The sequence below is a fragment of the Pseudoalteromonas sp. SR43-7 genome (assembly GCF_014163785.1).
GTDB lineage: Bacteria > Pseudomonadota > Gammaproteobacteria > Enterobacterales > Alteromonadaceae > Pseudoalteromonas > Pseudoalteromonas distincta.
The window spans coordinates 51380-75496 of sequence record NZ_JACJDY010000020.1; the positions used below are offsets into that span (position 1 = coordinate 51380).

The window sequence follows — 24117 nt, forward strand, 5'->3', positions numbered from 1 at the left end:
TGGAGTAATTAATGAATTTGAATAGTATCCGCGTCAAAGTCTCTTTTCCTATTGTTATTTTAGGTATTGCTATCTTGTCGTTAATTATTGGGTATTCATACTTAATTAACTTACAAAAAAATGCATTAGATGTGCAATCCGATAAATTTATTAAGGCTGTGTCTCTTGCTTTGAGTGCCGACAGGGATTTGTATCAAGCAAAGGTTGCTGAGTTAAATTTAGTCGCACATAACGACAATAAAGAAGCTTATTTGCAAAAGCATAAAGAAAATGCCGAGCAAGTAACACAAAGGTTAGAGCAGTACTTAACTTTGTTATCGGATTATCCAAAAGCTATAAATGGGCTTCGCGGTTTTGATGGTGCTTATAATACTTGGTTAAACGCTTCACTGGCCTATATGAATGATAAAACAAATCTAAAAAAACAGTCTCAATCAGAAAAAGCATTTGACGAATTAAGAGCTACGCTTGATCAAGCTGGTGAATTAGCAGAGCAAACATCGGTTGAAGAAGTTCAAAAACTATCAGACACAATTGCTTCAACTAAGTTAACTATGCTTATTTTTGTCATATTAATTTTATTAGTGGCGTGTTGGTTTAGTTACCTTATTCCTAAGCAATTAACACAGCAAATTAACTATGTAACTTCTCGTATTAACGATATAGCCTCTGGTGATGGCGATTTAACTGGCAGGATCGCTATAACGTCTAAAGATGAATTTTCTGAACTTGCAACGCAGTTCAATCGTTTTCTCGACAACTTACAGCAATTAATTCGCGATATTTTAGAGCAATCAAAAGAACTAAGTGAATTAGGAGGTGAGTTAAGTCAGGTTGCAAATAAAAACAATGCTGTAAATCAAACGCTCAGCCAAGCCTCTGAGTCAATAGTAAGTGCAGTGCATGAGATGAGTGTAGCAAGTAGAGAAGTTGCAGGTGTTGCTCAGCAATCATCAACAGAAGCTGATAAATCGTTAAATTTAGCTCAGCAAGGACTAACAGCGGTTGCGCACTCTAGTTCTCGTATTATTTCTTTGTCGCAAAATATGGAGCAAGCTATGGCGCGCTCTACAGAGCTACAACAAAGTTCTGATAACATTGCCAAAGTACTTGAGGTTATTCGTGCAATTGCAGAGCAAACAAATCTGCTGGCGCTTAATGCTGCTATTGAAGCCGCGCGAGCTGGTGAATATGGCAGAGGTTTTGCTGTGGTAGCAGATGAAGTAAGAACATTGGCTACACGCACGCAAGTAAGCACAAACGATATTCAAAAAATGATAGAACAATTTGCAACGAGCGTAGAACAATCAATTAAAGCGATAGATGAAGGTAAGCAATTTGCAGATGATGCGGTTGGTTCGTTTAGTCAAACTAATGATGTGCTTAATGCAATGCAAAGCTCGTCTACTAAAGTAAATGATATGGCGATGCAAACAGCGCAAGCGACTGAAGAGCAGACAACGGTTGCAGATGAAATAAGTCAAAACCTATCATCATTAAACGATCAAACTTTAGAAGGGGGGGCGCTTGCTCGAACTACTGAGGATGTATCTAAAAAAATGGAACAATTGACAGATGAGCTAAATCACTTAGTGCATCGATTTAAAGTTTAAATAAACTGATTATTTGGTTAGATAGCTCTTTAAGGTTTTGAAATATAACTGTACTTATGTTGTTTGCCAGCTCGAGTTCAGTTTGAATCGTCATTATAAAAATAAAAAGGGACTTTAAAAGTCCCTTTTTTAATGCAATTTTAACCTTGAGAAGTCAACAAAGCCTAAAGTGAATTAGTATTATTTTTTATCAAAAGCGCGTTTCATGTAGTTAGGTGTAGCGAGTGCACCATGGTGAATACCGCTGTTGTAGTATTCACTTTGCTCAGCTATTTGTGCTGCGCCGTCTTCTCTAAAACCGTCAAATGCTTGTGATTTACGCGCAAGTGTTACCGACCATAAACCGCTTGGGTAAATTGGTTGCGGGAATGGCAGTGTTTGTAAATCGTTGAAGCCTACGCTTAGCATTGCTTCGCGCATTTCAACTAATAATGGCATATGCATAAGAGGTGATTCGCTTTGTTGCACTAAAATACCACCTGGGCGCAGTGCATCTAAACAGCTTGTGTAAAACGCATGATTAAATAAACCTTCACCTGGACCCACCGGATCGGTGCCATCAACAATAACCACGTCGATAGATTCGCCAGTGGCTTCGCGCATGTATTTAATACCGTCGTCAAACATAACCGTTGCACGGGCGTCGTTGTTAGATTCACAAAGCTCTGGGAAGTATTTTAACGACATTTGCGTTACTACTTCATCTATATCTATTTGCGTTACAGTTTCTACGCCTGGGTGTTTTAATACTTCGCGTAAAGTACCGCAGTCGCCGCCGCCAATGATAACGACGTTTTTAGGGTTTGGGTGCGCTAAAAGTGCAGGGTGGCTGATCATCTCATGATAAAAGAAGTTTTCGCGGGTTGTTACCATAGTACACCCGTCGATGATCATTAAATTACCAAAGTCTGTGGTTTCAAACATTTCTACCTTTTGAAAAGGAGACTGTTTTTCATCTAACTTTTTATTAATACGTAATGAAAATGCGCTGCCATCGCGGTCGCTAATTTCAGTAAACCACTTACTTTGATCTAAATTTGCCATAGTTACTATTACACTTTTTTAGGTTGAGTATGAAAAAGGGGCAATTCTGCCAGTGCTTGGCGCTTTGCTCAATGACATTTTAACTGATTTGACGAATAAAGTTAGTTAGGAGTGAGTGAAAGTTCAATTTTTGTTAGCCTAGTGGATAGTGACGTATTAAAATGCGCCTTTATACCTAATTGACTAAAGAAGAGTTGCCATGACCTGGGGTTTAGAAACAGCACGCGCCACTTATAACGTTGCTCATTGGAGTGATGGTTATTTTGATATTAACGCACAAGGCGAACTGGTGGCTTACCCAGATGGCGACCAAACAAAACCGGCCATTTCTTTAACGCAATTAACTGAGCAGTTTAAGCAACAAGGTTTAACGTTGCCGGTTTTAGTACGCTTTACTGATATTTTAAAAAATCGTGTAGACACACTTACTAACGCGTTTACGCAAGCGCGAGCAAATCGTGAATATATTGGAAAATACACCTGTGTTTACCCAATAAAAGTAAATCAGCAACGTTCTGTAGTAAGTAAGCTATTAGCGCATCCAAGCGGGCTTGTTGGCCTAGAAGCAGGCTCAAAGCCAGAACTTATGGCTATTTTGGGCGTAGCAAAAGAGCCAATCACAATAGTGTGTAACGGCTATAAAGACAGTGAGTTTTTACGCTTAGCATGTATTGGTCAAGCCATGGGTCACAGCGTAAAAATTGTGGTAGAGAAACTTTCAGAACTAACCACACTACTTGAAGAAATAGACAACCTAGGCATTGAACCTGCTATTGGCATTCGTATTCGCCTAAATTCAGTAGGCAAAGGCAAGTGGCAAAACACGGGCGGCGAAAAAGGCAAGTTTGGTTTAACGGCAGGCCAAGTACTAAGTGCTGTTGAAGTGCTGAAAAAGCATAATAAGCTGCACTTAATGCAAATGGTGCATTTTCATATTGGTTCTCAAATTGCCAACATTCGTGATATTCACCGTGCTTTGCGTGAATGTGCACGCCACTTTGCTGAACTTACGCAATTAAACGTACCGTTAAATACCGTTGATGTGGGCGGCGGTTTAGGCGTTGATTACGAAGGCTCTGGCTCACGCAGTGCGTGTTCAATGAACTACACCGTAGAAGAGTATGCGCGTAATGTAGTAAATGCATTTGCAGAAGTGTGCGACCAGCATAACCTTACGCATCCAGCTATTATCACCGAATCGGGGCGCGCTTTAACCGCTCACCATGCGGTATTAATTACCGATGTAATTGACGTAGAAAAAGCGCCCAATCATTTAAATCCAGAGCCACCGCTTGAAAATAGCGCATTAGTGCTTGATGAAATGTGGCAGTGTTTACAGCGTTTAAACCCGCGTATGGCACTTGAGATTTATCACGACGCTATGCACTTATTTAGCGAAGCGCACGATCAGTACGTGCATGGCTTAGTAAGCATGCTAGAGTGGGCGAAAATAGAGCAGCTTTACTTTACTATTTTACATCGTGTACGTGCATCGCTTAGTAATAATGCGCGCGCGCACCGTGAAGTACTTGACGATTTAAACGAAAAGCTTGCCGATAAACTCTTTGTTAACTTTTCATTATTTCAGTCGTTGCCTGATGTATGGGGTATTCAGCAGTTGTTTCCGGTTATGCCAATCGAAAACTTAACTCAACCATTGACTCAGCGCGCGATTATCCAAGATATTACCTGTGACTCTGACGGTCAAATCCGCGAATACGTTGAAGGCGCTGGTATCGAAACCAGCCTACCAATACCAGAATATAAGCACGGCGAGCAATACCACATTGCTATGTTTATGGTGGGTGCATATCAAGAAATTTTAGGCGATTTACACAACTTATTCGGTGACACTGATTCAGTGCATGTAGAGCTTAACGATGAAGGTTATGTGTTAACCAATGCCATAAAAGGTGATAGCGTTAAGGATGTATTAAAGTTTGTTGACTATGATAGCGCCATTTTAGCTGACAACTTTGCGTACCAAGTTAATAAACTTGATGTATCAGCGCAGTGTAAAGAAGGTTATTTAGCTGAGCTTAATGCAGGCCTTGAAGGCTATACCTATTTTGAAGATTAATTTGTAAGCAACTGAAAGCGCAGTATTAGTGGCTGCGCAATGTTTAAAGGAATGGAAGTAATGTCAGTTATTCGCGGTGTATTTAGTATTATTTTTTACACAATAAACACACTTTTTTGGTTTGTGCCTATTTTTATTTGTGGGCTTATAAAGCTTATACCTATTAAGCCTCTACAAAAGGTTATGAGCTGGGCTGCAAAGCAATTTGCAACTATTTGGGTGACCTTTAATAGCTTAAATCAAAAGTTATTTACGCCAACTAAACTTAATGTAACTGGCCTTGAAGACCTCAAGCTAAAGGATTGGTACCTAGTAATTGCAAATCACCAAAGCTGGGTCGATATTTTAGTATTGCAGCGCGTGTTTAACCGTAAAATTCCATTTTTAAACTTCTTTTTGAAAAAAGAGCTTATTTACGTGCCTATTCTAGGTTTGTGTTGGTGGGCGCTTGATTTTCCGTTTATGACCCGCACGAGTAAAAGCCAATTAAAAAAGAATCCAAAGCTGCGTGGCAAAGACTTAGAAACCACGCGTAAAGCCTGCGAAAAATTTAAAGAGATGCCAGTAAGTGTGGTTAACTTTGTAGAAGGCACTCGTTTTACTACACAAAAGCACGCGCGCCAAAATAGCCCGTTTCCACATTTATTAAAACCAAAAGCGGGCGGTATCGCTTTTGTAATGCAAGCGATGGGCGAGCAAATTACTAAAGTGGTTAACGTTACAATTCATTACCCTGATGGCATTCCTACATTCATGGATTTTGCAGGTGGTAAGGTAAAAAATATCAACGTACACGTGGATGTAAGGCCTGTAAGCGAAGAGCTTATTGGTGACTACACCGGCGATTCTGAATTTAGAGTACGCTTTCAAAGCGAGCTAAATCGTTTATGGGAAAATAAAGAGCAAACATTACAATCGCTCGAAAAACACCCCAAATAAAAGGCAAAAATATGAGCTTACAGTTATGCTAAAAAAGTGGTTACCAAATTGGCTTAACGGCTTAATTGTGGGCTGCGTATTGTTTTCTAATGTAATGCTTTTTGGCTCACTAGTATTTGTACTAGGGCTTATTAAGTTATTACTGCCTTTGTCTGTTGTTAACTCTTTATTGCACAGCGCTTATCGAGGGTGGTGCAATGGCAATCGGTTTGGCTTGTGGTTAGGTTGTCCTAATATTATGGTTGATATAAGTGGCGATTTAAATTCAAAAAGTTGGTATTTACTTATATGTAATCACACGAGTTGGTTAGATATAACTGTGCTTAGCTCATTACATGCATTACCAGCCCCTAAGTTTTTTTTAAAAGATGAATTAAAATACGTGCCTTTTATTGGCACTGGTGCGTGGGCTATGGGTATGCCGTTTATGAAACGGGTAAGCAAAGCACAGCTTGCTAAAAACCCAAAATTGAAAGGGTTGGATGTAGAGCGCACAAAGCACAGCTGTCGCAATTTTCGTCACTATCCTACTACCATCGTTAATTTTGTTGAAGGCACACGCTTTACGCCAGCTAAGCATAATCTGCAGCAAAGTCCTTTTAAGCACTTATTAAAACCCAAAGCGGGTGGCATTGCTTTTGCGCTTGAAGTGCTAGCCAACCAATTTGATGCCATGCTAAATACAAGTTTAGTGTATAGCGGTAAAACAGATCACGTTTGTCGGAACTTACTCAAAGGCGAGCTAGATTCTATTTATGTTTCAATAGACGTAACGCCCATTAATGACAATATGCAGGGCAGCTATCAAACCGATGACGTATTTAAAGCTAATTTTCAACATTATGTGAATGAGCTATGGGTTGCAAAAGATCAGCAGCTTGCCGATATTTATGCTCAACAAGATTTACCTGAACCACAAATCAGTAAGGAAATTGAAACACTATGACCAACACCCACCTACAGGAGTTAATCGCTCCTTGGTTTGAAAAAGTACCCGATGCGGATTTTCTTAGTTCTATTACCGCAGTTTCAATAGGGATTTTTTCTTTATTAATTGTTTACTTATTTACTCGTAGGTTAATGTTACCAGGCATTCAAAAAGTGGTAACTAAGCTTTCGCCTCAACGTATTGGTTCGTTGTCGCCTATGCTTAATAAGCTTAATAGACGTATTGCAGGTATGCTTTGCTGCGTATTATTTTTGGCGACCTTTGACAGTGTTTATCCGGTTAATGAGCTGACCGCTGAAATTTTGAAAACGGTTGGCCAAGCCATACTAATTATTCATGTAGGTTTTATTTTTAGCAGTATTGTAAGTATTGCGGGTTCTATTTATAACCAATTGGAGTTTGCACGCGAAGTCCCTATTCAGGGCTTAATTCAGGTTGTTAAGCTAATCACCTTTATTGTGTGTGCTATTTTAATTGTAAGTATTTTCCTTGAGAAATCTCCCACTTATATTCTCTCTGGCTTTGGTGCTATTGCAGCTGTTACGTTATTAGTATTTAAAGACACTATTTTAGGCTTTGTAGCGAGTATTCAAATCGCAGCAAATCGCCTAGTAACCTATGGTGATTGGATTCAAGTAGAAAACTATGGCGCCGATGGCGAAGTAATTGATTTGGGTTTAAACACTGTAAAGGTACGTAACTGGGATAACACCATTACAACTATTCCAACTTATATGCTAGTTGCGGGTTCGTTTAAAAACTGGCGCGGTATGCAAGAGTCGGGCGGTAGACGTATTAAACGTTCACTTAATATAGATATGCACAGTATTTGTTTAGTAAGTGATGAATTTAGAAAGCAAATAGATGCGGCTATTCCGCTTCATGACTATATCCGAGTGACGACATTACCCGCTCAAGTTTCTAATTTAGGGCTGTTTCGTCGTTATGCTGAGGGCTATTTAAAGCAGCATAGTAAAATTAATACGTCGCTTACGTTAATGGTACGAGAGTTACAACCAATGAACCACGGGTTACCGATTGAGTTTTATTGCTTTAGTGAAGACAAGCGCTGGATTTCGTACGAGCATCTACAAGCCGAAATAATGGACCATTTACTTGCAGTATTGCCAGTGTTTGGGCTTAGGGCATATCAAAGTGTTAGTGGGCAATTAAGCTCTCCTAACGAGCAACAAACAGATAAGCCAACATTTAGAGTGATGGCAAATAGTGCTGCAAAAGACCCACAGCAATAAATAAAGTTAAGAGCCACCAAATAGGTGGCTTTTTAAATCGCAGCCATGCAAATGTAATTATTACTAACGCAACCTGCCAAAGGTTATGCACAGCCGATGTCCAAATTGGTGAATACAATGCGGCCGCTAAAAAACCGACTACCGCTGCATTAAGCGCCGCTATTGAACTTGCAAAACGTGGCTTACTTGCCAAATTAATCCAACTCTTCTGAAACGCCAGTATAAGTAAAAAACCAGGCATAAATATAAGCAGTGTAGCTATAAGGGCACCCACTAAAGGTTGCTCAGTAGTAAGTTGTGCGCCTAAGTAAGTAGCAATAGTAAACATTGGCCCTGGCACTGCCTGTGCACTCGCGTAAGCACTTAAAAACTGATCATCACTCAATGCTTGTACGCCAGCTTGAAGTACCGGCAGTACTACGTGTCCGCCGCCAAACACCATTGCACCCGCTTGGTAAAAAGGGGTAAACAAAGCAAACTCATGCCCTAGTGGAATAAAGCTAACCCCAAGTAAGAGCGCAAATAACCCCAGTGCAATCCAATTAATATTACTGTTTTTACTGCTAACATCGTCTGCTACTGTGCCAAGTTTTAATAAAGGCCATATAGCACCTACTGTTGCAGCAGTGATTAAAATCGCTATTTGAGTTCCCATCATTGGAAATAACACCAAGGCAAGTGTACTCATTATCGCAAGTAACTTAAGCGCAGCACTTGTACAAAAGCTTTTAGCCATACTAAGTGTTGCATCAGCGACTATAACAACGGCAAATAACTTTAACCCTGCAATAATTGCAAAGTAAACAGCGTCAAACTGATGGGCACTAACCGCAAGCAGCACCATTATTAAAAACGAAGGCAAGGTAAAGCCTACAAAAGCAGCTATACCACCCAGCACTCCTGCACGCTCAACACCAATAGCAAAACTAACTTGGCTAGAGCCTGGCCCTGGTAATGCTTGGCTTAAACTAATAAGTTGTGCGTAACGCGTGTTAGTTAGCCAATTTAACGAGTCTACAAAGTGGCGCTTAAAATAGCCTAAATGCGCAGCGGGGCCACCAAAACTCATGCACCCTAGTAAAAAAAATTGTCTAAAAATAGCAATTAACATTGCGCCAATATCCTTTGTAAAATTCATTAAATTGTCACAGCGTAGTATGACATTTTTATTAAAACGGCACATTAGTTTGAGGTCTGTTTAACAATCAAGCAAGATGCGCTGCTTTTAACACTCTCTTCATAGTTTGTTCATACATGTATTTGCATACTCTTGCTAAATTCTTAATGAATAGGGTATCACCATGACTTTAACTAAATCACTTTTAAGCGTAACCGTAGTAGCTGTATTACTTTCTGGTTGTGAAATGAATAACACTGGTAAAGGTGCGGCTATTGGCGCAGCAGCGGGTGGCGTATTAGGTAAAGCAACAAGTAACCATAAAGATAAGCGTATTTTTATAGGCGCTGCTATCGGCGCACTAGCTGGCGCTGCAGTGGGTAACTACATGGATAAGCAAGAAGAAGCATTTCGTGATGAACTTGCAGGCTCTGGTGTTGAAGTTGTACGTGAAGGCGATAACTTGCGTTTAGTTATGCCATCTAATATTACGTTTGCGACCGACCAATCTTATATTTCGTCTGGCTTTAACGATACCTTAGATGCTATTGCTAAAGTGATGAACAAATACGAAAAAACGTACCTAAGTATTGAAGGCCATACAGATAGCACAGGTAAAGACAGCTACAACATGAACCTATCGCGTGAACGTGCTCAAAGCGTTAAAAACTACTTAGTGAACCAGCAAATCATGGCTGAGCGTGTAAGTACTATGGGTTATGGCGAAACACGTCCAATTGCGACTAACGATAGTGCAAATGGCCGTGCTCAAAACCGCCGTGTAGAAATTCAAATAGTACCAAACACTGAAGAATAATTAGCCTTTATTAAACTGTAATTCACACAGTTTTTGATACAACGGGTTACTTGCTACTAATTCTTGGTGGGTACCCGTTGCTATAATCTCTCCATTTTCCATTACCACAATCACATCGGCATGTTTAACCGTTGCTAGTCTATGGGCAATAATAAGCGTGGTGCGGTTTTGCATTAAATGCTCAAGCGCTGCTTGTACATGGTGCTCACTTTGAGCATCGAGTGCGCTGGTGGCTTCATCAAGAAGGAGTATTTCAGGGTCTTTTAGTATGGCACGCGCAAGCACAATACGTTGCTTTTGCCCCCCCGATAACCGCACACCTTGCTCACCTAAAAAACTGTTATAACCTTGCGGTAATTGTTTAATAAATTCATCTGCATGAGCATGTTTGGCAGCGGCATATACTTGCTCGTCACTTGCTTTTGGGTTGCCGTAGCGAATGTTATGCATTACATCGGAGCTAAACAAGATAGGGTTTTGCGCGACCATACCCATTTTACCTCTGAGGGTATTAAGCGATAATTCTTTAATGTTTATATCTTTAAATTTAATGGCTCCGCTAGCCGGATCGTAAAAGCGCTGTAGTAATTCAAATAAGGTTGTTTTACCTGCGCCAGAAGGGCCAACAATAGCCACAGTTTGGCCTTGAAGTATATTTAAACTTATTTTATTAAGTGCGCTTACGTCTGGGCGAGAAGGGTAGTTAAAGCTTATATTCTCAAGCGTAATAGCAGGGCTGTTACTATTTTTTAGTAAGTTACTATCTTGTGGATTTAGTGGGTTTTCTATCTCACTTTTAACAGCAAGTAACTCAAGTAATCTTGCAGCTGCGCCTGCTGCGCGTTGTAGTTCGCCATATACTTCAGCAACGGTTGCCACCGACATTGCCACCATAATAGCGTAAAACACAAAGGCTCCTAGCTCACCGCCAGTCATGGTACCTGCTAATACGTCGCTGCCGCCGACCCACAGCATTGCGCTAATAGCGCTAAAAGTTAAAAATATTACCGCTGCAATTAAAAACGAACGTTGCTTAATGCGGCTTTTAGCCACATTAAAGGCTTTTTCGGTTTCAAGAGCAAAAGCGTGCTGCTCTTGCTCTTCGTGGCTATAGCTTTGCACAACTTTAATATTTTGAATGATCTCGCCGGCATAGGTGCTTATATCGGCTATGGCATCTTGGCTGGAGCTTGCAAGTTTGCGCACCTTTTTACCAAATATCATCATCGGCACTAATACCAACGGCACACAAGCAACAACCACTAAAGTAAGTTTTAAATTAGTAAACAACAGCATAGCAAGTCCACCAACCAGCATAAGTACACTGCGAAGCGCCATAGAAAATGATGAACCAATAATTGATTGCAGTAATGTTGTGTCGGTTGTTAAACGCGACATAAGCTCGCCACTGCGGTTTTCTTCAAAGTAGCTTGGGTGCAAAGTAACAATGCGATTAAATACGGCTTTGCGAATATCGTTACTGACTCGTTCGCCAATCCACGACATTAAATAAAAGCGGCTAAAGGTGCCCACGGCCAATAAACTAATTAAACCAATAAGCACCAATACAGCTTGTTGTAGCTGATCTTTAGAGCCAGCAATAAAGCCATGATCTATGACAAACTTAACCCCTTGCCCTAATGATAAGTTAACACCTGCTGTTACTAATAGGGCGCCAAGCGCCGCTACTACCATCCATTTATACGGTTTAATAAAAGCAAAAATAGGTAATAAACTACTAAAAGCGGCTTTTTCGGGCTTAGGGCTTTTTTTTGACATAGTGGATTCTTTTTAAAGGTTAAGGTATAGATATGGCACTAAGATAATAAAAATCAATACTATTAAATATTGGCCAATAAGGAAACGTTATGACTACTGCAACCGTAAGTGGAGAATTGAATGTAAATCTAGCCCCAATTGAAGGTTACGCAAGCGGCCAAAACGGCGTTAATTTAGGGCGTATGTCGATAGATAAAACATTTAAAGGTAGCTTAAATGCCACCAGCCAAGGCGAAATGCTAAGCGCCATGACACCCACACAAGGCAGTGCCGGTTATGTTGCCATAGAGCAAGTAATAGGCGAGCTTGACGGCAAAAAAGGCAGTTTTGTACTGCAGCATTTTGGCACTATGGATAAAGGCCAAGACAGCCTAATTTTAAATGTAATTCCCGATTCAGGCACTCATGAGCTAGAAGGGTTAACGGGCAGTATGAAAATACGTATTGAGCAAGGGATTCACTACTACGATTTTGAATACACCTTATAAGATACACAAGGATTAAAATGCAAAAAGTAATCGAATTTAGAAAGACCCGTTTTTTGGGTGGGGTAGATATAGTCGCACTGAATGACCGCATACAGGAATTAAACCAAGATGGCTGGAAAGTAATAAACGCAGTGCCATTGACAGGTTTTTATGGCCAAGTGCACGGTTATACATTACTTATTGAAACTGACGAGCTTTAAATGACATTTACAGTATGGTTAAGCCTAGCGGCTATTTGTATGATGGGAGCAATGTCGCCAGGGCCAAGTTTAGCGGTGGTTTTAAAGCACTCACTTAACGGCAGTATGAAAAACGGAATGCTTGCCGCGCTCAGCCATGGTACCGGTGTTGGGTTATACGCAGGTGCATCGTTATTAGGGTTAGGCGCTTTAATGATGCAGTTTCCAACTGTTTATCAAATACTTGTTTACTTAGGTGCGGCCTATTTGGCGTATTTAGGTATAAAAATATTACTAGCAAAACCCAGCAATAACGAACTTGAAGTACAAAAAAGTCAGGTAAGTGCAGCTAAAGCATTACAAGATGGTTTTGCCATTGCTTTTTTGAACCCCAAGCTCGCTATTTTCTTTTTAGCCTTGTTCTCACAGTTTATTGACCCTCAGCTACTTACTTTAAGTGTGGGCATAATTATGTGCTTAACCGTGTTTGTAATTGATACCGGTTGGTACTTGCTGGTGGCGTTACTGACCGAGGTTTCAAAAAACCGCTTTGGATTTACCAAGCAAAACCCGTGGCTTGATAAAATACTGGGAGTCGTATTTATTGCTCTTGCGATAAAAGTGGTGCTTAGCCTTTAAATAGCGTTCCAAATGTAGGTGTATGTACGCGCATACACCTGCAGCCTAACTCTCATGCCCTGCATACGTATTCATCACATTAATTTTACCTTTTAGTTACAATTTGTTGGTTGTGTTTTGAACAACACAGCAACACCTGACAACAATAACTCAAAGGTTCACACACATGGACAAGTTTAAACTAAGTGCACTTATGCTGGCTTTATTTGCCGCAAATAGTGCATTGGCTGCAAACGAAGGCTCAACAAATCAATCACCCAGCACACAAGCTGAAGATTTAGAAATTATTGAAGTGCGAGGCTTTAGTCGCAGTTTAATCCAATCTTTAAATCAAAAGCGTTTTAGCGATACGGTGTCAGAACAAATTTCTGCCGATGATTTAGGGGCATTGCCTGATATTTCAATGGCCGATGCGCTTACACGATTACCAGGCATTTCAGCAGTAAGAACGGGCGGGCAAGCAGCGCAAATTAATATACGCGGGCTGTCGGGCGGGTTTGTATTTTCAACACTTAATGGCCGCGAGCAAGTATCTACAAGTGGCAGCCGCAGTATTGAGTTTGACCAATATCCGTCAGAATTAATTAGCTCTGCGGCGGTATACAAATCGCCAAAGGCATCGCTTATTGAAGGCGGCGTGGCCGGTACGGTAGAGCTTGAAACCGCCAGCCCACTCAATAACGACCAAACACATAAATTTGTAGCTAATGTGCGCGGTATGTATAACGACCGCGCCTCAGAGGTATCGGATGCCACTGAATTTGGCGACCGAATTAGTTTTTCGTATCAAGGCAAATACCTAGACGACACATTGGGCGTGGCGCTGGGTTATGCGCGCTTGTTTCAGCCAAGTGTAGCAACGCAGTTTATTGGCCTTGCTTACAACGACACAAAAGACGTAGATGGCGCAGCTAACGACACCAATGGCCCTTTAGCTAACCCAGAAAACGAATACATTAGCGAAGGCTTTGAGCTACAGCATTTAGGTGGCGAAGAAACCCGTAATGGCTATTTAGCAGCCATAGAGTGGGCACCGGCAGATAACTTTAAATTAAAAGGTGATGCGTTTTTATCGCGCTTTGATAAAGAGTCGTTTGCCCGTGGCCTGAGGGTTAAATTAGGCGGGCCAACAGCTGCATATGCAAACGCTCAGCTCGACGGTAATGCCGTAATAGGCGCAGCGGTTAACCGTACTTCGCATAGCTATACCCGCGTTGAAATAGTTAACGACGACAACCAAGACTTTGACGAAGTAGATAGTTTTGGCATTAATGCCGATTGGCAGGTAACCGATAGATTAAGCGTAAATGCCGATGTGTCGCTTTCTCGCGCAAAAAGTAATTTTAGAAATGGCTTACTGTGGAGCTTAGTAGCAGAAGATGCCAATGCAGAAACGCCAGTATTTGATAACAACGTAGCAGTTAACTATCAATTAAATGGCTTAAATTTACCTGACGTTGGGTTTAATCAGGCGGCCGCCTTTAGCGATATAGACCGTGTAATGGTCAGCAAATATGGTATTTACCCAGATCAAACAGAAGATGAAGTAACGGCATTTAGGCTAGATTTTAAATACGAGCTAGAAAGCGATATATTTAGCTCAGTAGAGTTTGGTGCGCGCTACTCAGATAGAGAGTACAGCCGAAAACGATCGGTATTTGAGTACGGTAACGATGGGGCGTTTTCAGCAACGCAACCGCCTTTACGTTTAACCGACGATATGGCCTCTGTGGTTGACTGGCAGGGCGAGTTTAGTTATTTCCCATCGTATTTAGCCATTGATTTAGACAAAGCACTTGACGCATGGTTTCCAGATGGCACGCCAGAGCCTGTACAAACGTGGGGTAATGCCGATGGCGTAGACGACGCGCAAGGTTACACAACTAATTATTCGTGGTCAGTGCTGCAAAGCGGCTCGGTGTTTGAAGATGTGCTAGCTGCGTACGTTATGGTAAACATTAACACGCAAATTGCCGGGCTCGACCTATCGGGTAATGTGGGCGTGCGCCGCATTGAAACCGACCAATCTGCAACGGTACTAGAGAACGTCGCAGGCGATGCGCGCTTAGGTGCGCAAAATATTGTTGATGAGAACGGCATTGTAAATGATTTATACGCGCCTAATGTATTAGGCACTAAATACACCGACTACTTACCATCATTAAATTTAAATCTGCAACTTAACGATAATTCACTTGTGCGCTTTGCTGCGGCTAAAGTAATGTCGCGTGCGCCAATTAACCGCTTAGCGGGCGATGCCAGTGCAAACGTAAGCGATGATGGTGTTATTAATGGCTCAAGTACTAATAACCCATTTTTAAAACCCTTTTATGCCGACCAATACGACTTATCTTACGAATATTATTTTGAAGAAGGTAACGGCACTATCGCAGCAGCGTTATTTTATAAAAATATAGACTCGTTTGTTGAAACCTTATCAATCGAAAACTTCGATTTTAAAGGCAATGGCTTTAACGTACCTGATTCGATAGAAGACCCAGTTAGTGGCGAGCAAGTTGCGACAACAAACGGTATTTACACCACAGCAGTTAATAACGGTGAAGGTGGCTACATTAGAGGGCTAGAGCTTGCTTATACGCAAGTGTTTACCTTTTTACCTGAGCCATTTAATGGCTTAGGTGCTAATGCAAGTTACTCATACACCGAAAGTGAAATTGAATCGATCACCAGTTTAGGGGGCGACACGTTAGCGCAATCTTTACCTGGGCTATCTAATAACGTGTTTAATGCCACGGTTTTTTACTCAATGGATGATTTTGAAACCCGCCTTAATGTGCGTTACCGCGATGAATTTGTATCAGAGCAGGTTGCCATTAACGAGCAAGTGGTTAATTTTGATGCCGAAACCGTAGTCGACTTTCAAACCTCTTATCGCTTTAGCGACTCGCTAACAATGCTTTTGCAAGTTAATAACTTAACCGATGAACCAACCCAAAGTTACTTTGGCTCAGAGCAACGAACAGGGACGACTCAGTACTTTGGTCGTCAGTTCTACCTTGGTTTTACATACAGTCATTAATTAGCAAACGGAGCGTTTAAAAATGAAAATTATAACTATGTCTAAATATTTGCTAATAACGTTAGCGTTAATGCTATTAGCAGCGTGTGGTGGAACAGATGATGTTGAATCTGGTGAACCATTACTTACCTGTAATGTGCCACAAGTCCCTAATGAAGCGGGGTCGCAATGTGTCGATCCCGAACCTATATCGTGCCCTGCACCTACAGTACCTGATGAAAATAACGAAAGTTGCGTGGTTGGAGCCGACCCAACCCTGCCAGACCCTGTTGTATTTGCAGGGGAGGGAGAGGCGGTTTTATTTTATAACCGCTTAGCCGATGACAATTACGAAGGCTACCGATTACATTCGTGGAATAACGATGTGTGTGATGCTTATGCACCACCATTTGATACCAGTGATTGGGCTAACGGCCATGAATACGATGGTATTGATCCAAACTACGGTGCGTACTGGATAATTAACCTTAAAGAGGGTTATAACGAATGTGCCAATTTTATTATTCATATTGGTACAGAAGGGTCAGGTAAGGCGTTTGGTGATGTGGATTTAACCATGCCGCTGATGCAAGACGATGAAACCTTTCAGCGTATGAACTTTACCATTCATGGCGAGCCTTCGGTGTTTGAATACCCTATATTAAGTTTAGGCGAACGCGCAGTTGCTATAACAGGTGCTTCAGCGCATTGGATTGATTTAAATACTATTTTGTATAAACCAAGTAACGAGTTTACAAGCCTAATTAAGTTACATTCATCAGCTACGGCTGAGCTTGAAGTGGATATTGATACTGGTTTAAACGGCGATACTGTTACGCTGCAATCAAGCAATATAACTGATGAGCAAGCGTCAAAAGTACCGCATTTAACCACCTGGAACGCATACGAAGGAAGTTGGGATACAAGCACTGCCAAAACGCTTATTAAATCGCAGCTTGTTATTGCCGGTTACGATAGTGAAGGTAAGCTTCTAGAAGCAAGCTATGTGCAAACCGCTAAAGCACTCGATGCCCTTTACACGCAAGGCGAAGACGATGCTAATGAAGCTGTGCTGGGTGTAAATTATGGCAATAACGCGATTGATGTCACAGTGTGGGCACCCACCGCTAATAACATGATGCTAAACGTGTTTGATGATGCAAAAACACAAGTGCACTCTACGCCAATGACATTAAATACACAGACAGGTATTTGGCAAGCAAGTTTAGATATGCAATACGACCGCCACTACTACCGCTTTAATTTTGATGTTTACCACCCACTGACTCAGCAAATAGAGTCGCTTTGGAGCACAGACCCTTACTCACTAAATGTATCTACCAATGGTTTATACAGCCAGTTGATTAATTTAGCCGATGAAGACACTAAACCCGAAGGGTGGGATACACGCCTTATTCCTACGGTAGAAAACCCAGAAGATGCGATTATTTACGAGGGCCATGTACGTGACTTTAGTGCGCGCGATAACAGCGTAACAGAGGCTAACCGCGGTAAATACCTTGCATTTACTGAGCTAAATAGTGCTCCTATGCAGCACTTACAAACTTTGGCTCAAAATGGCTTAACGCATTTTCATTTATTACCTATTACTGATATTGGCACCATAGATGAAGACGTAAGTAAGCGTGTAGATATTAGCGATACGCTAGGAGATTTATGTGAGCAAATTAATGATGAAGCCGATGCGTGTAAAACCCAAGATAAAAGCAGCACCATTATTGATTTAATGAGCGGTTATTTACCAGGCTCAGATGACGCACAAGCACTTGCTAATGCTATGCGCAGCTTAGATAGCTTTAACTGGGGTTACGATCCGCATTACTTTATAGCGCCTGAAGGCTCGTACGCCTCAAGCCCAGAGGGCATTGCCCGCGTTAAAGAAACCCGCGCTATGGTGCAATCACTGCAATCTATTGGTCTGCGCGTAGTGCTTGATGTGGTTTATAACCATACAACATCGTCGGGTATTTGGGATAAGTCGGTATTTGACAAACTAGTACCGGGTTACTATCACCGTTATAACGAAGTAAGTGGTGAAATAGAGCGCTCAACGTGTTGTGAAAATACAGCCACAGAGCATGTAATGATGGATAAGTTTGTTAGCGATTCATTAGTTATTTTGGCACGCGAATTTGGTTACGACAGCTTTAGATTTGATGTAATGGGGCATATGCCAAAATCGTCAATTCTTGCAGCACGTGATGCAGTGCAAGCTGTTGATGAAGATAACTACTTTTATGGCGAAGGTTGGGACTTTGGTGAGGTGGCAAATAACCGCTTATTTGTGCAAGCCAAACAAGCCGATATGGCCGGTAGCGAAGTAGGTACCTTTAACGACCGTATTCGTGAAGCCGTTCGCGGTGGTGCATTATTTAGTAATAGCTCAACAGATGGCAATTTAGCAGAGCAAGATACTTTACGTTTGTCGCTTGCGGGTAATTTACAAAACTACATTTTAAAAGACTTTAAAGGTAACTCAGCAAAGGGTAATAGCTTTACTTGGAATACTCAGCCAACGGCGTATGCACTAGACCCTGCCGATAGCATTCATTACGTATCTAAACACGATAACGAAACACTATGGGATCAGCTGCAATATAAACACAGCGCTAACATGAGTATTGAGCAGCGCGTTCGTGCTCATAATATGGCGTTAGCACTCCCTCTTATGAGCCAAGGTATTCCATTTATGCAAATGGGCGCCGACTTGCTACGTTCAAAATCGATGGATCGTAACAGCTACGACTCGGGCGACTGGTTTAACTTTGTTGATTTTACCCAAGATACCAATAACTGGAATATTGGCTTGCCACCCGCACAAGACAACGAAGTGAAATGGCAAGAAATTATGCCTATTTCTGCTAATACCCAAGCGGCTGCACAGCCACAAGATATTACCTTTGCACATGATGTATTTAATGAATTTTTACAAATACGTAGTAGCAGCCCACTATTTAGATTAACCACAGAGCAAGATGTTATTGAGCGAGTGGGTTTTCATAACGTAGGTAAAGCGCAGCAACATGGCTTAATTGTAATGAGCATTGATGATGGCGAAGGGCTAACAGACTTAGACCCTGCATTTGACGCGCTTGTTGTCGTGATTAACGCAACCGAGCAAACCCTTAGCCATACTATTGCCACCGCAGCGGATTTTGAATTACACAATGTATTAAAAAACAGTGTTGATGCAAGTATGGCTAGCGCCAATTTTGCCGCAGGCGATAACGAAGGCACATTTACTGTACCGCCTTACACATTAGCTGTTTTTACTAAAAACCAAGGTGAGAGCCAAGGTGCTGGTTTAAGTGCAAATGCAACCGTAGGGGCACCTGATGTAGTACCTTATGGTAGCACCGCTGTGTTTGTGCGCGGTAGTTTAAACGACTGGGGCACACGCGATGCATTTGAATATATTGGCGATGGTGAATACCGTATAGCAATTGCACTGAGCGCTGGCGATTACGAATTTAAAATTGCCTCTGAAGATTGGTCTACAGTTGATTTTGGCGCGCTTACTGACGCTGATAAAGATGTAGTTGAAAACCAAAGCGAGGCATTAACGCGCTCAGGTGCAAACATGACATTTAGCGCTGCCATTGATGCAACCTATGTATTTTCGCTTGATGCTTCAGACCCTGAAAATCCAACGCTTACTTTATACAACGAAGAGCCATTTATAGGCACTGCTATTTATGTGCGCGGTACGCTTAATGACTGGGGAGTAACCGATGAGCTAAGTTATAAAGGTAAAGGTATTTACACCTTTACTAAAACACTGAGCGCTGCAAGCTATGAATTTAAAGTAGCGTCAGAAGATTGGAGCACGGTTGATTATGGATCGGCTGAGGGAGATGCCAGTGTTATGGTTGGCACTGCAGAGCAGTTGTCGGTTGCGGGCGCGAATATGACCATCGACATTGCAGAAGAAGGTGAATACCAGTTTATATTTGACGCCAGTGATTTAAATAACGTATCGCTAAAAGTGCTCAACGCTGAAATGTTTGCACAAACGACAGTGTTTATTCGTGGCAGCTTAAATGACTGGAGTACTGATAACCCGCTGATGTACGAGGGTGATGCAATTTACTCTACATCAATAGAGTTAGAAGCAGGTGACTACGAATTTAAAGTAGCGTCTGAAGATTGGAGTACCGTTGATTACGGTGGAGCAGGCGATACGCCGGTAGTGGCAATTGATGAACTAACACCACTTGAAGCCGTAGGTGCCAATATAGCACTAAATATTACCGAACAAGGTACTTACACGTTTAATGTAATAGGCCCAGATAGAGAAAATGTAAGCATACTTATTAATAAGTAGTAGCAGTTTATTTTCCCAGACCTAAGCCGAGCATAGCCCTGTATGCTCGGTTTTTTTGTATGTACATAAGTGTGTGAAAGTATATTTGAATGCTAATTATAAATGTTTTGACTAAATTGCATTCAATATTAGATTGGCGTACTTTTATAAATCCCCAACCATACAAAAGAAAGCTAATGAGTAACTTAACCTTAAAAAGTGCTAATTTTGATCCTAAAGTAAAACAATACTGGATGGTTACTGCCTCGCTATTTGCAATGTTGGCTCTTGTTACTATACCGCTTATACCTATCATTTTACTTATTGTATGGCTGGTGGGCGGACGAATACTCGCAGCTATGTCGGCTGACTTATTACCACAAAAATTGGTAGTTAAACGTGGCATATTATTTAAAGAAGAAAAATCTATTCCGCTTGAAAAAATAACAGATGTAGGTTTAAGCCAAGGGCCGCTCATGCGAATTTTTGGATTATATCGTTTAAGCTTTGAAACAGCAGGGCAGTCAGGAAATGGTGCTTTAGTGTCTTTGCTTGGTGTGGTTAATGCGAGTGAGTTTAGAGAGGCGATACTTGAGCAAAAAGATGTATTGGCTAATCAAGGTAAAACGACGCAGCAGGCAACAGAGCAAAGTGAAAAAGAGCTACTGAGAGCACTTACTTATAGCGTTAAAAATATTGAGCAGATGCTACTTGTTTTACTTGATGAAAGGCAGCAAAAGTAACTTGTTTGAACTTGTAATGCTTATAAGGATATTTTTATGAATACGGAAATAGAAAATATATTTAATAATTATCCTGAGATAGTAAAAAGTAAGCTTATAAAATTACGAGAGTTAATTTATACCGTAGCACAAGAGCAAAACTTAGGAGCTGTTGAAGAGTCTTTAAAGTGGGGAGAGCCAAGTTATAACACAATAAATGGCAGCCCCATTCGCGTAGGCTTTAAGGGCTCCTCGTGTTATTTGTTTTTTTATTGCCAATCAAAGCTAGTAAGCACATTTAGAGAGTTGTATTCCCACACTCTCACCTTTGAAGGTAACCGGGCAATTGTATTTAATAGTGAAAAGCCATTACCAGAGTACCCAGTTAAAGAGTGTATTAAATTAGCACTGACTTATCACAAAGTTAAACGCCTACCTTTACTAGGCGCATAATTATAAGTATTCAGTTGATGTTTAAAACACACTACATATTTGGTTTGCGTCACAGGTAATAACGGTTACGTTTTCATAACCCACACGCGTTAACGCTTCTGCTCCTAACGTTGCGCGCGCACCACTTGCGCAGTGCACGTAAATAGGGCGAGCTGCGTCTTTTTCTATTTCCATCAGTTTCATCTCGAGTAATCCACGCGGAATATTTATAGCGCCGGCAGCCGATTTTGTCGCGTGCTCTGCAGGTTCTCGCACATCAATAAGTAAACCTTTATTTTGTTCAAGCTCGAGTTTTGCTTGCGCTGCGTCAATACGGCGTTGGTTAGGTGTGATAATTTTTAGTAAGTCAGGGATTGATGTAAGCATTAGTTTGTAAATCCTCTTTTTCTTAAAAAAGACATTAATAGGTGCTACTTGGTATAAGTAGGTTGAATTGAGTTAATACTTATAAATAACGTTAAAAACTGAAAGTTACTTTATATAAAGTAACTTAATAGTGCGGATACTGCTACAGCACTTCCGCCGATTAATAAAATGGCATCGCTAGTTTCATGGCCATCTTAATATTAGTAAAACCTAATGTTAATTATATTAGAACTTACTAATGTAAAAGTCTATACTTAAAAAGGTATTAAAAAAGAGAAATAATAAAAATGAATATTGAACAACTAGCTGTCAACGCAGAGCAAGCCGAACAGTTTTTAAAATTAATGGCTAACAAAAATCGCTTAATGATTTTATGTAGTTTATTACAAGGTGAGCAAAGTGTAGGTGAGCTAAATAAAAATGTACCTTTAGCACAGTCAGCGTTATCTCAGCATTTAGCAAGTTTACGCAAGGCAGATATGGTTGCTACTCGCAGAGAAGGGCACACTATTTATTACTCGTTGACCGACCCAAAAGTTGAGTCGATCATTGCTTTGCTATATGAGTGGTTTTGCCGAGCAGAAAATACTAAATAAACGTAGCTATTTCATCGAGTGATTTTTTATCCAGTGCATGAGCAGGTATTGTTGCATCATCACTTGGGTAGCCTGTAATAAGTAGCATGTATGGGCGTTCGTTATCTTTATCGCGATTACATATGTCGGTCAAAAAACTCATTGGCTTTGGAGTATGAGTAAGGGTTGCCAAACCACTGCGGTGCAAAGCTTGAATTAAAAAGCCGGTAGCTAAGCCAACAGACTCATGCACATAATAATTCGTATTTTTATCATCGGTGCTTACGCCGCCCTTTTTTTGACTAAATACAGCTATAAGCCAAGGTGCATGCTCTAAATAAGGTTTGTTGGCGTCGGTACCTAACGGTTTTAGCGCATCTAACCATTCTTCACCTGCTCTGCCTTCGTAAAAAGAACGCTCTAATTTTTCTGCGGCTTCTCTTATTTGTTTTTTTACATCGCTACTGTTTATAGCCACAAAATGCCAAGGCTGATGATTCGCTCCACTTGGTGCTGTGCCAGCTGCTTTTATACATGCTTCAATAATATTTTTTGGTACTGGGCGATCGCTAAAGCTGCGAATGCTATGGCGGCGTTGGCTGGTTTGTAAAAACTCGTTAGCACGATTTAGCATTTCTTCATGTGGATATTCTATAAAGTCATTTAACGGCTGGCTTTGGTGATCTTGCATGGCTTTTCGCTTCTTATAAAAAGTATATGTGGTTTTTATACCGAGTGAATACAGTACAGGCAAGTGTTATGAGTTTAAAATATGTTTATTTGTTGTTACAAATTTAACCAGCAAGTAACTTATGTTCCTATTTTCCTTGTGGTATAAAACATTATAAAAATAATTACTCATATTCAAGGAAGTAAAAATGCTATCAATAACAGGGTTATCTAAAACCTACGATAACGGCGTACATGCACTACAAGGTGTTGATTTATCTATCGGTAAAGGGATGTTTGGATTGCTTGGGCCAAATGGCGCAGGTAAATCATCGCTTATGCGTACCATTGCAACACTGCAGTCGGCTGATTCAGGTTCAATTACTTTTGATGGCATTGATGTATTTAAAGACCCACAGGCACTGCGCCAACGCTTAGGTTACTTACCACAAGATTTTGGTGTGTACCCGCGTGTTAGTGCTTACGACTTACTGGACCATATGGCTGTTTTAAAGGGTATTCATAATAAAGCAGAGCGTAAAGAGTCGGTTGAAGGATTACTTGCGCACACTAATTTATATCAACATCGCTCAAAAGCGGTCAGTGGCTTTTCGGGCGGTATGCGCCAGCGTTTTGGTATTGCACAGGCATTACTGGGTGACCCTGATTTACTAATAGTTGATGAGCCAACAGCGGGGCTAGACCCAGAGGAACGTAATCGTTTCCATAACTTATTAGTAAGCTTAGGCGAGCAAAAAGTAGTTATATTATCGACCCATATCGTTGAAGATGTTGCAGAGCTTTGCCCAAATATGGCGGTGTTGGCTGGCGGTAAGATTTTACTAGAAGGTAACCCAATAGCGCTTACCGATAAGCTCCAAGGCCAAATTTGGCGCAAAGCCATGAGCCAAGAAGAAGCGCTAGAGCTTGAACCGCAGCTGCCTGTTATTTCAAAACGCTTATTTGCTGGGCAAACCATATTACATGTATTAGCCAATGAAGCCCCTGAAGGTTTTGAGCTCAGCAGTGCAAACCTAGAAGATGTGTATTTTTCTACGTTGCTTAATCATCGTAACAGCCAAGTAGCATAAG

General features: G+C 41.1%; 20 protein-coding genes. 15 read left to right on the forward strand and 5 right to left on the reverse strand.

Going from position 1 to position 24117, the window contains the following annotated elements:
- Nucleotides 1-11 precede the first annotated feature (11 nt).
- On the forward strand, nucleotides 12-1613 hold the full coding sequence (locus H5087_RS15015) for a methyl-accepting chemotaxis protein (RefSeq protein ID WP_182672576.1): 1602 nt from the start codon (nucleotides 12-14) through the stop codon (nucleotides 1611-1613).
- 180 nt (nucleotides 1614-1793) lie between these two features.
- On the opposite strand, the gene speE is transcribed toward H5087_RS15015, so the two are convergent.
- A complete protein-coding gene (gene speE / locus H5087_RS15020; RefSeq protein ID WP_182672577.1) occupies nucleotides 1794-2657 on the reverse strand; it encodes a polyamine aminopropyltransferase in 864 nt (287 codons plus the stop codon).
- Between the two features lie 199 nt (nucleotides 2658-2856).
- Here speE and speA point away from each other — a divergent pair, with 199 nt between their 5' ends.
- Genes speA through H5087_RS15040 form a run of 4 tightly spaced genes read left to right on the forward strand, consistent with a single transcriptional unit; the run spans nucleotide 2857 to nucleotide 7878 of the window.
- Nucleotides 2857-4737, forward strand: a complete 1881-nt coding sequence (speA, locus tag H5087_RS15025) for a biosynthetic arginine decarboxylase (RefSeq protein ID WP_182672578.1) — start codon at nucleotides 2857-2859, stop codon at nucleotides 4735-4737.
- Between the two features lie 60 nt (nucleotides 4738-4797).
- On the forward strand, nucleotides 4798-5676 hold the full coding sequence (locus H5087_RS15030) for an acyltransferase (RefSeq protein ID WP_024604493.1): 879 nt from the start codon (nucleotides 4798-4800) through the stop codon (nucleotides 5674-5676).
- Between the two features lie 25 nt (nucleotides 5677-5701).
- Nucleotides 5702-6622: an acetyltransferase gene (locus H5087_RS15035; RefSeq protein WP_165744197.1), complete on the forward strand. Its 921-nt coding sequence runs from the start codon at nucleotides 5702-5704 to the stop codon at nucleotides 6620-6622.
- Nucleotides 6619-7878, forward strand: a complete 1260-nt coding sequence (locus H5087_RS15040) for a mechanosensitive ion channel family protein (RefSeq protein WP_182672579.1) — start codon at nucleotides 6619-6621, stop codon at nucleotides 7876-7878. The genes H5087_RS15035 and H5087_RS15040 overlap by 4 nt, the downstream gene beginning before the upstream one ends.
- Here H5087_RS15040 and chrA read toward each other — a convergent pair.
- Nucleotides 7835-8989, reverse strand: a complete 1155-nt coding sequence (gene chrA / locus H5087_RS15045) for a chromate efflux transporter (RefSeq protein WP_182672596.1) — start codon at nucleotides 8987-8989, stop codon at nucleotides 7835-7837. The genes H5087_RS15040 and chrA overlap by 44 nt on opposite strands.
- A 190-nt stretch (nucleotides 8990-9179) precedes the next feature.
- Between chrA and H5087_RS15050 the strand changes: the two genes are divergently transcribed.
- A complete protein-coding gene (locus tag H5087_RS15050; RefSeq protein ID WP_002959537.1) occupies nucleotides 9180-9812 on the forward strand; it encodes an OmpA family protein in 633 nt (210 codons plus the stop codon).
- Here H5087_RS15050 and H5087_RS15055 read toward each other — a convergent pair whose 3' ends face one another.
- Nucleotides 9813-11591, reverse strand: coding sequence for an ABC transporter transmembrane domain-containing protein (locus H5087_RS15055; RefSeq protein WP_182672580.1), 1779 nt, complete (start codon nucleotides 11589-11591; stop codon nucleotides 9813-9815).
- An 89-nt stretch (nucleotides 11592-11680) separates the two neighbouring features.
- Here H5087_RS15055 and H5087_RS15060 point away from each other — a divergent pair, with 89 nt between their 5' ends.
- The 7 genes from H5087_RS15060 to H5087_RS15090 all read left to right on the forward strand — a co-directional run bounded on the left by H5087_RS15060 (nucleotide 11681) and on the right by H5087_RS15090 (nucleotide 21415).
- The gene (locus H5087_RS15060) at nucleotides 11681-12079 is read left to right on the forward strand and encodes a DUF3224 domain-containing protein (protein ID WP_182672581.1); all 399 of its coding nucleotides are present in this window, start codon (nucleotides 11681-11683) and stop codon (nucleotides 12077-12079) included.
- 17 nt (nucleotides 12080-12096) lie between these two features.
- Complete coding sequence (locus tag H5087_RS15065; RefSeq protein WP_149603326.1) at nucleotides 12097-12279, forward strand: hypothetical protein; 183 nt, start codon at nucleotides 12097-12099, stop codon at nucleotides 12277-12279.
- A complete protein-coding gene (locus H5087_RS15070; RefSeq protein ID WP_182672582.1) occupies nucleotides 12280-12897 on the forward strand; it encodes a LysE family translocator in 618 nt (205 codons plus the stop codon).
- 166 nt (nucleotides 12898-13063) lie between these two features.
- Nucleotides 13064-15937 (forward strand): TonB-dependent receptor, encoded by a 2874-nt coding sequence (locus H5087_RS15075; protein WP_182672583.1) that lies wholly within the window; start codon nucleotides 13064-13066, stop codon nucleotides 15935-15937.
- A 22-nt stretch (nucleotides 15938-15959) separates the two neighbouring features.
- Nucleotides 15960-20261 (forward strand): alpha-1,6-glucosidase domain-containing protein, encoded by a 4302-nt coding sequence (locus H5087_RS15080; RefSeq protein ID WP_182672584.1) that lies wholly within the window; start codon nucleotides 15960-15962, stop codon nucleotides 20259-20261.
- 176 nt (nucleotides 20262-20437) lie between these two features.
- Entirely contained in the window at nucleotides 20438-20983 is a 546-nt protein-coding gene (locus tag H5087_RS15085) for a PH domain-containing protein (protein WP_182672585.1), read from the forward strand.
- Nucleotides 20984-21019: 36 nt separating this feature from the next.
- Nucleotides 21020-21415: a DUF1801 domain-containing protein gene (locus H5087_RS15090; RefSeq protein WP_182672586.1), complete on the forward strand. Its 396-nt coding sequence runs from the start codon at nucleotides 21020-21022 to the stop codon at nucleotides 21413-21415.
- A gap of 21 nt (nucleotides 21416-21436) precedes the next feature.
- Here H5087_RS15090 and H5087_RS15095 read toward each other — a convergent pair whose 3' ends face one another.
- Nucleotides 21437-21781 carry a rhodanese-like domain-containing protein gene (locus H5087_RS15095; RefSeq protein ID WP_024591370.1) on the reverse strand — a complete coding sequence of 115 codons (345 nt, stop codon included), beginning with the start codon at nucleotides 21779-21781 and terminating at the stop codon, nucleotides 21437-21439.
- A gap of 287 nt (nucleotides 21782-22068) precedes the next feature.
- On the opposite strand from H5087_RS15095, the gene H5087_RS15100 reads away from it, so the two are divergent.
- Nucleotides 22069-22377, forward strand: coding sequence for a helix-turn-helix transcriptional regulator (locus H5087_RS15100; RefSeq protein ID WP_024594836.1), 309 nt, complete (start codon nucleotides 22069-22071; stop codon nucleotides 22375-22377).
- Here H5087_RS15100 and H5087_RS15105 read toward each other — a convergent pair.
- On the reverse strand, nucleotides 22370-23047 hold the full coding sequence (locus tag H5087_RS15105; RefSeq protein ID WP_024594835.1) for a nitroreductase family protein: 678 nt from the start codon (nucleotides 23045-23047) through the stop codon (nucleotides 22370-22372). The genes H5087_RS15100 and H5087_RS15105 overlap by 8 nt on opposite strands.
- Nucleotides 23048-23234: 187 nt before the next feature.
- On the opposite strand from H5087_RS15105, the gene H5087_RS15110 reads away from it, so the two are divergent.
- Nucleotides 23235-24116, forward strand: coding sequence for an ABC transporter ATP-binding protein (locus tag H5087_RS15110; protein WP_002959519.1), 882 nt, complete (start codon nucleotides 23235-23237; stop codon nucleotides 24114-24116).
- Nucleotide 24117 lies beyond the last annotated feature (1 nt).

Coding starts and splice junctions, on each gene's coding strand:
- H5087_RS15015 (WP_182672576.1), top strand. CDS start 12: ATGAATTTGAATAGTATCCGCGTCAAAGTCTCTTTTCCTATTGTTATT.
- speE (WP_182672577.1), bottom strand. CDS start 2,657: ATGGCAAATTTAGATCAAAGTAAGTGGTTTACTGAAATTAGCGACCGC.
- speA (WP_182672578.1), top strand. CDS start 2,857: ATGACCTGGGGTTTAGAAACAGCACGCGCCACTTATAACGTTGCTCAT.
- H5087_RS15030 (WP_024604493.1), top strand. CDS start 4,798: ATGTCAGTTATTCGCGGTGTATTTAGTATTATTTTTTACACAATAAAC.
- H5087_RS15035 (WP_165744197.1), top strand. CDS start 5,702: ATGCTAAAAAAGTGGTTACCAAATTGGCTTAACGGCTTAATTGTGGGC.
- H5087_RS15040 (WP_182672579.1), top strand. CDS start 6,619: ATGACCAACACCCACCTACAGGAGTTAATCGCTCCTTGGTTTGAAAAA.
- chrA (WP_182672596.1), bottom strand. CDS start 8,989: ATGTTAATTGCTATTTTTAGACAATTTTTTTTACTAGGGTGCATGAGT.
- H5087_RS15050 (WP_002959537.1), top strand. CDS start 9,180: ATGACTTTAACTAAATCACTTTTAAGCGTAACCGTAGTAGCTGTATTA.
- H5087_RS15055 (WP_182672580.1), bottom strand. CDS start 11,591: ATGTCAAAAAAAAGCCCTAAGCCCGAAAAAGCCGCTTTTAGTAGTTTA.
- H5087_RS15060 (WP_182672581.1), top strand. CDS start 11,681: ATGACTACTGCAACCGTAAGTGGAGAATTGAATGTAAATCTAGCCCCA.
- H5087_RS15065 (WP_149603326.1), top strand. CDS start 12,097: ATGCAAAAAGTAATCGAATTTAGAAAGACCCGTTTTTTGGGTGGGGTA.
- H5087_RS15070 (WP_182672582.1), top strand. CDS start 12,280: ATGACATTTACAGTATGGTTAAGCCTAGCGGCTATTTGTATGATGGGA.
- H5087_RS15075 (WP_182672583.1), top strand. CDS start 13,064: ATGGACAAGTTTAAACTAAGTGCACTTATGCTGGCTTTATTTGCCGCA.
- H5087_RS15080 (WP_182672584.1), top strand. CDS start 15,960: ATGAAAATTATAACTATGTCTAAATATTTGCTAATAACGTTAGCGTTA.
- H5087_RS15085 (WP_182672585.1), top strand. CDS start 20,438: ATGAGTAACTTAACCTTAAAAAGTGCTAATTTTGATCCTAAAGTAAAA.
- H5087_RS15090 (WP_182672586.1), top strand. CDS start 21,020: ATGAATACGGAAATAGAAAATATATTTAATAATTATCCTGAGATAGTA.
- H5087_RS15095 (WP_024591370.1), bottom strand. CDS start 21,781: ATGCTTACATCAATCCCTGACTTACTAAAAATTATCACACCTAACCAA.
- H5087_RS15100 (WP_024594836.1), top strand. CDS start 22,069: ATGAATATTGAACAACTAGCTGTCAACGCAGAGCAAGCCGAACAGTTT.
- H5087_RS15105 (WP_024594835.1), bottom strand. CDS start 23,047: ATGCAAGATCACCAAAGCCAGCCGTTAAATGACTTTATAGAATATCCA.
- H5087_RS15110 (WP_002959519.1), top strand. CDS start 23,235: ATGCTATCAATAACAGGGTTATCTAAAACCTACGATAACGGCGTACAT.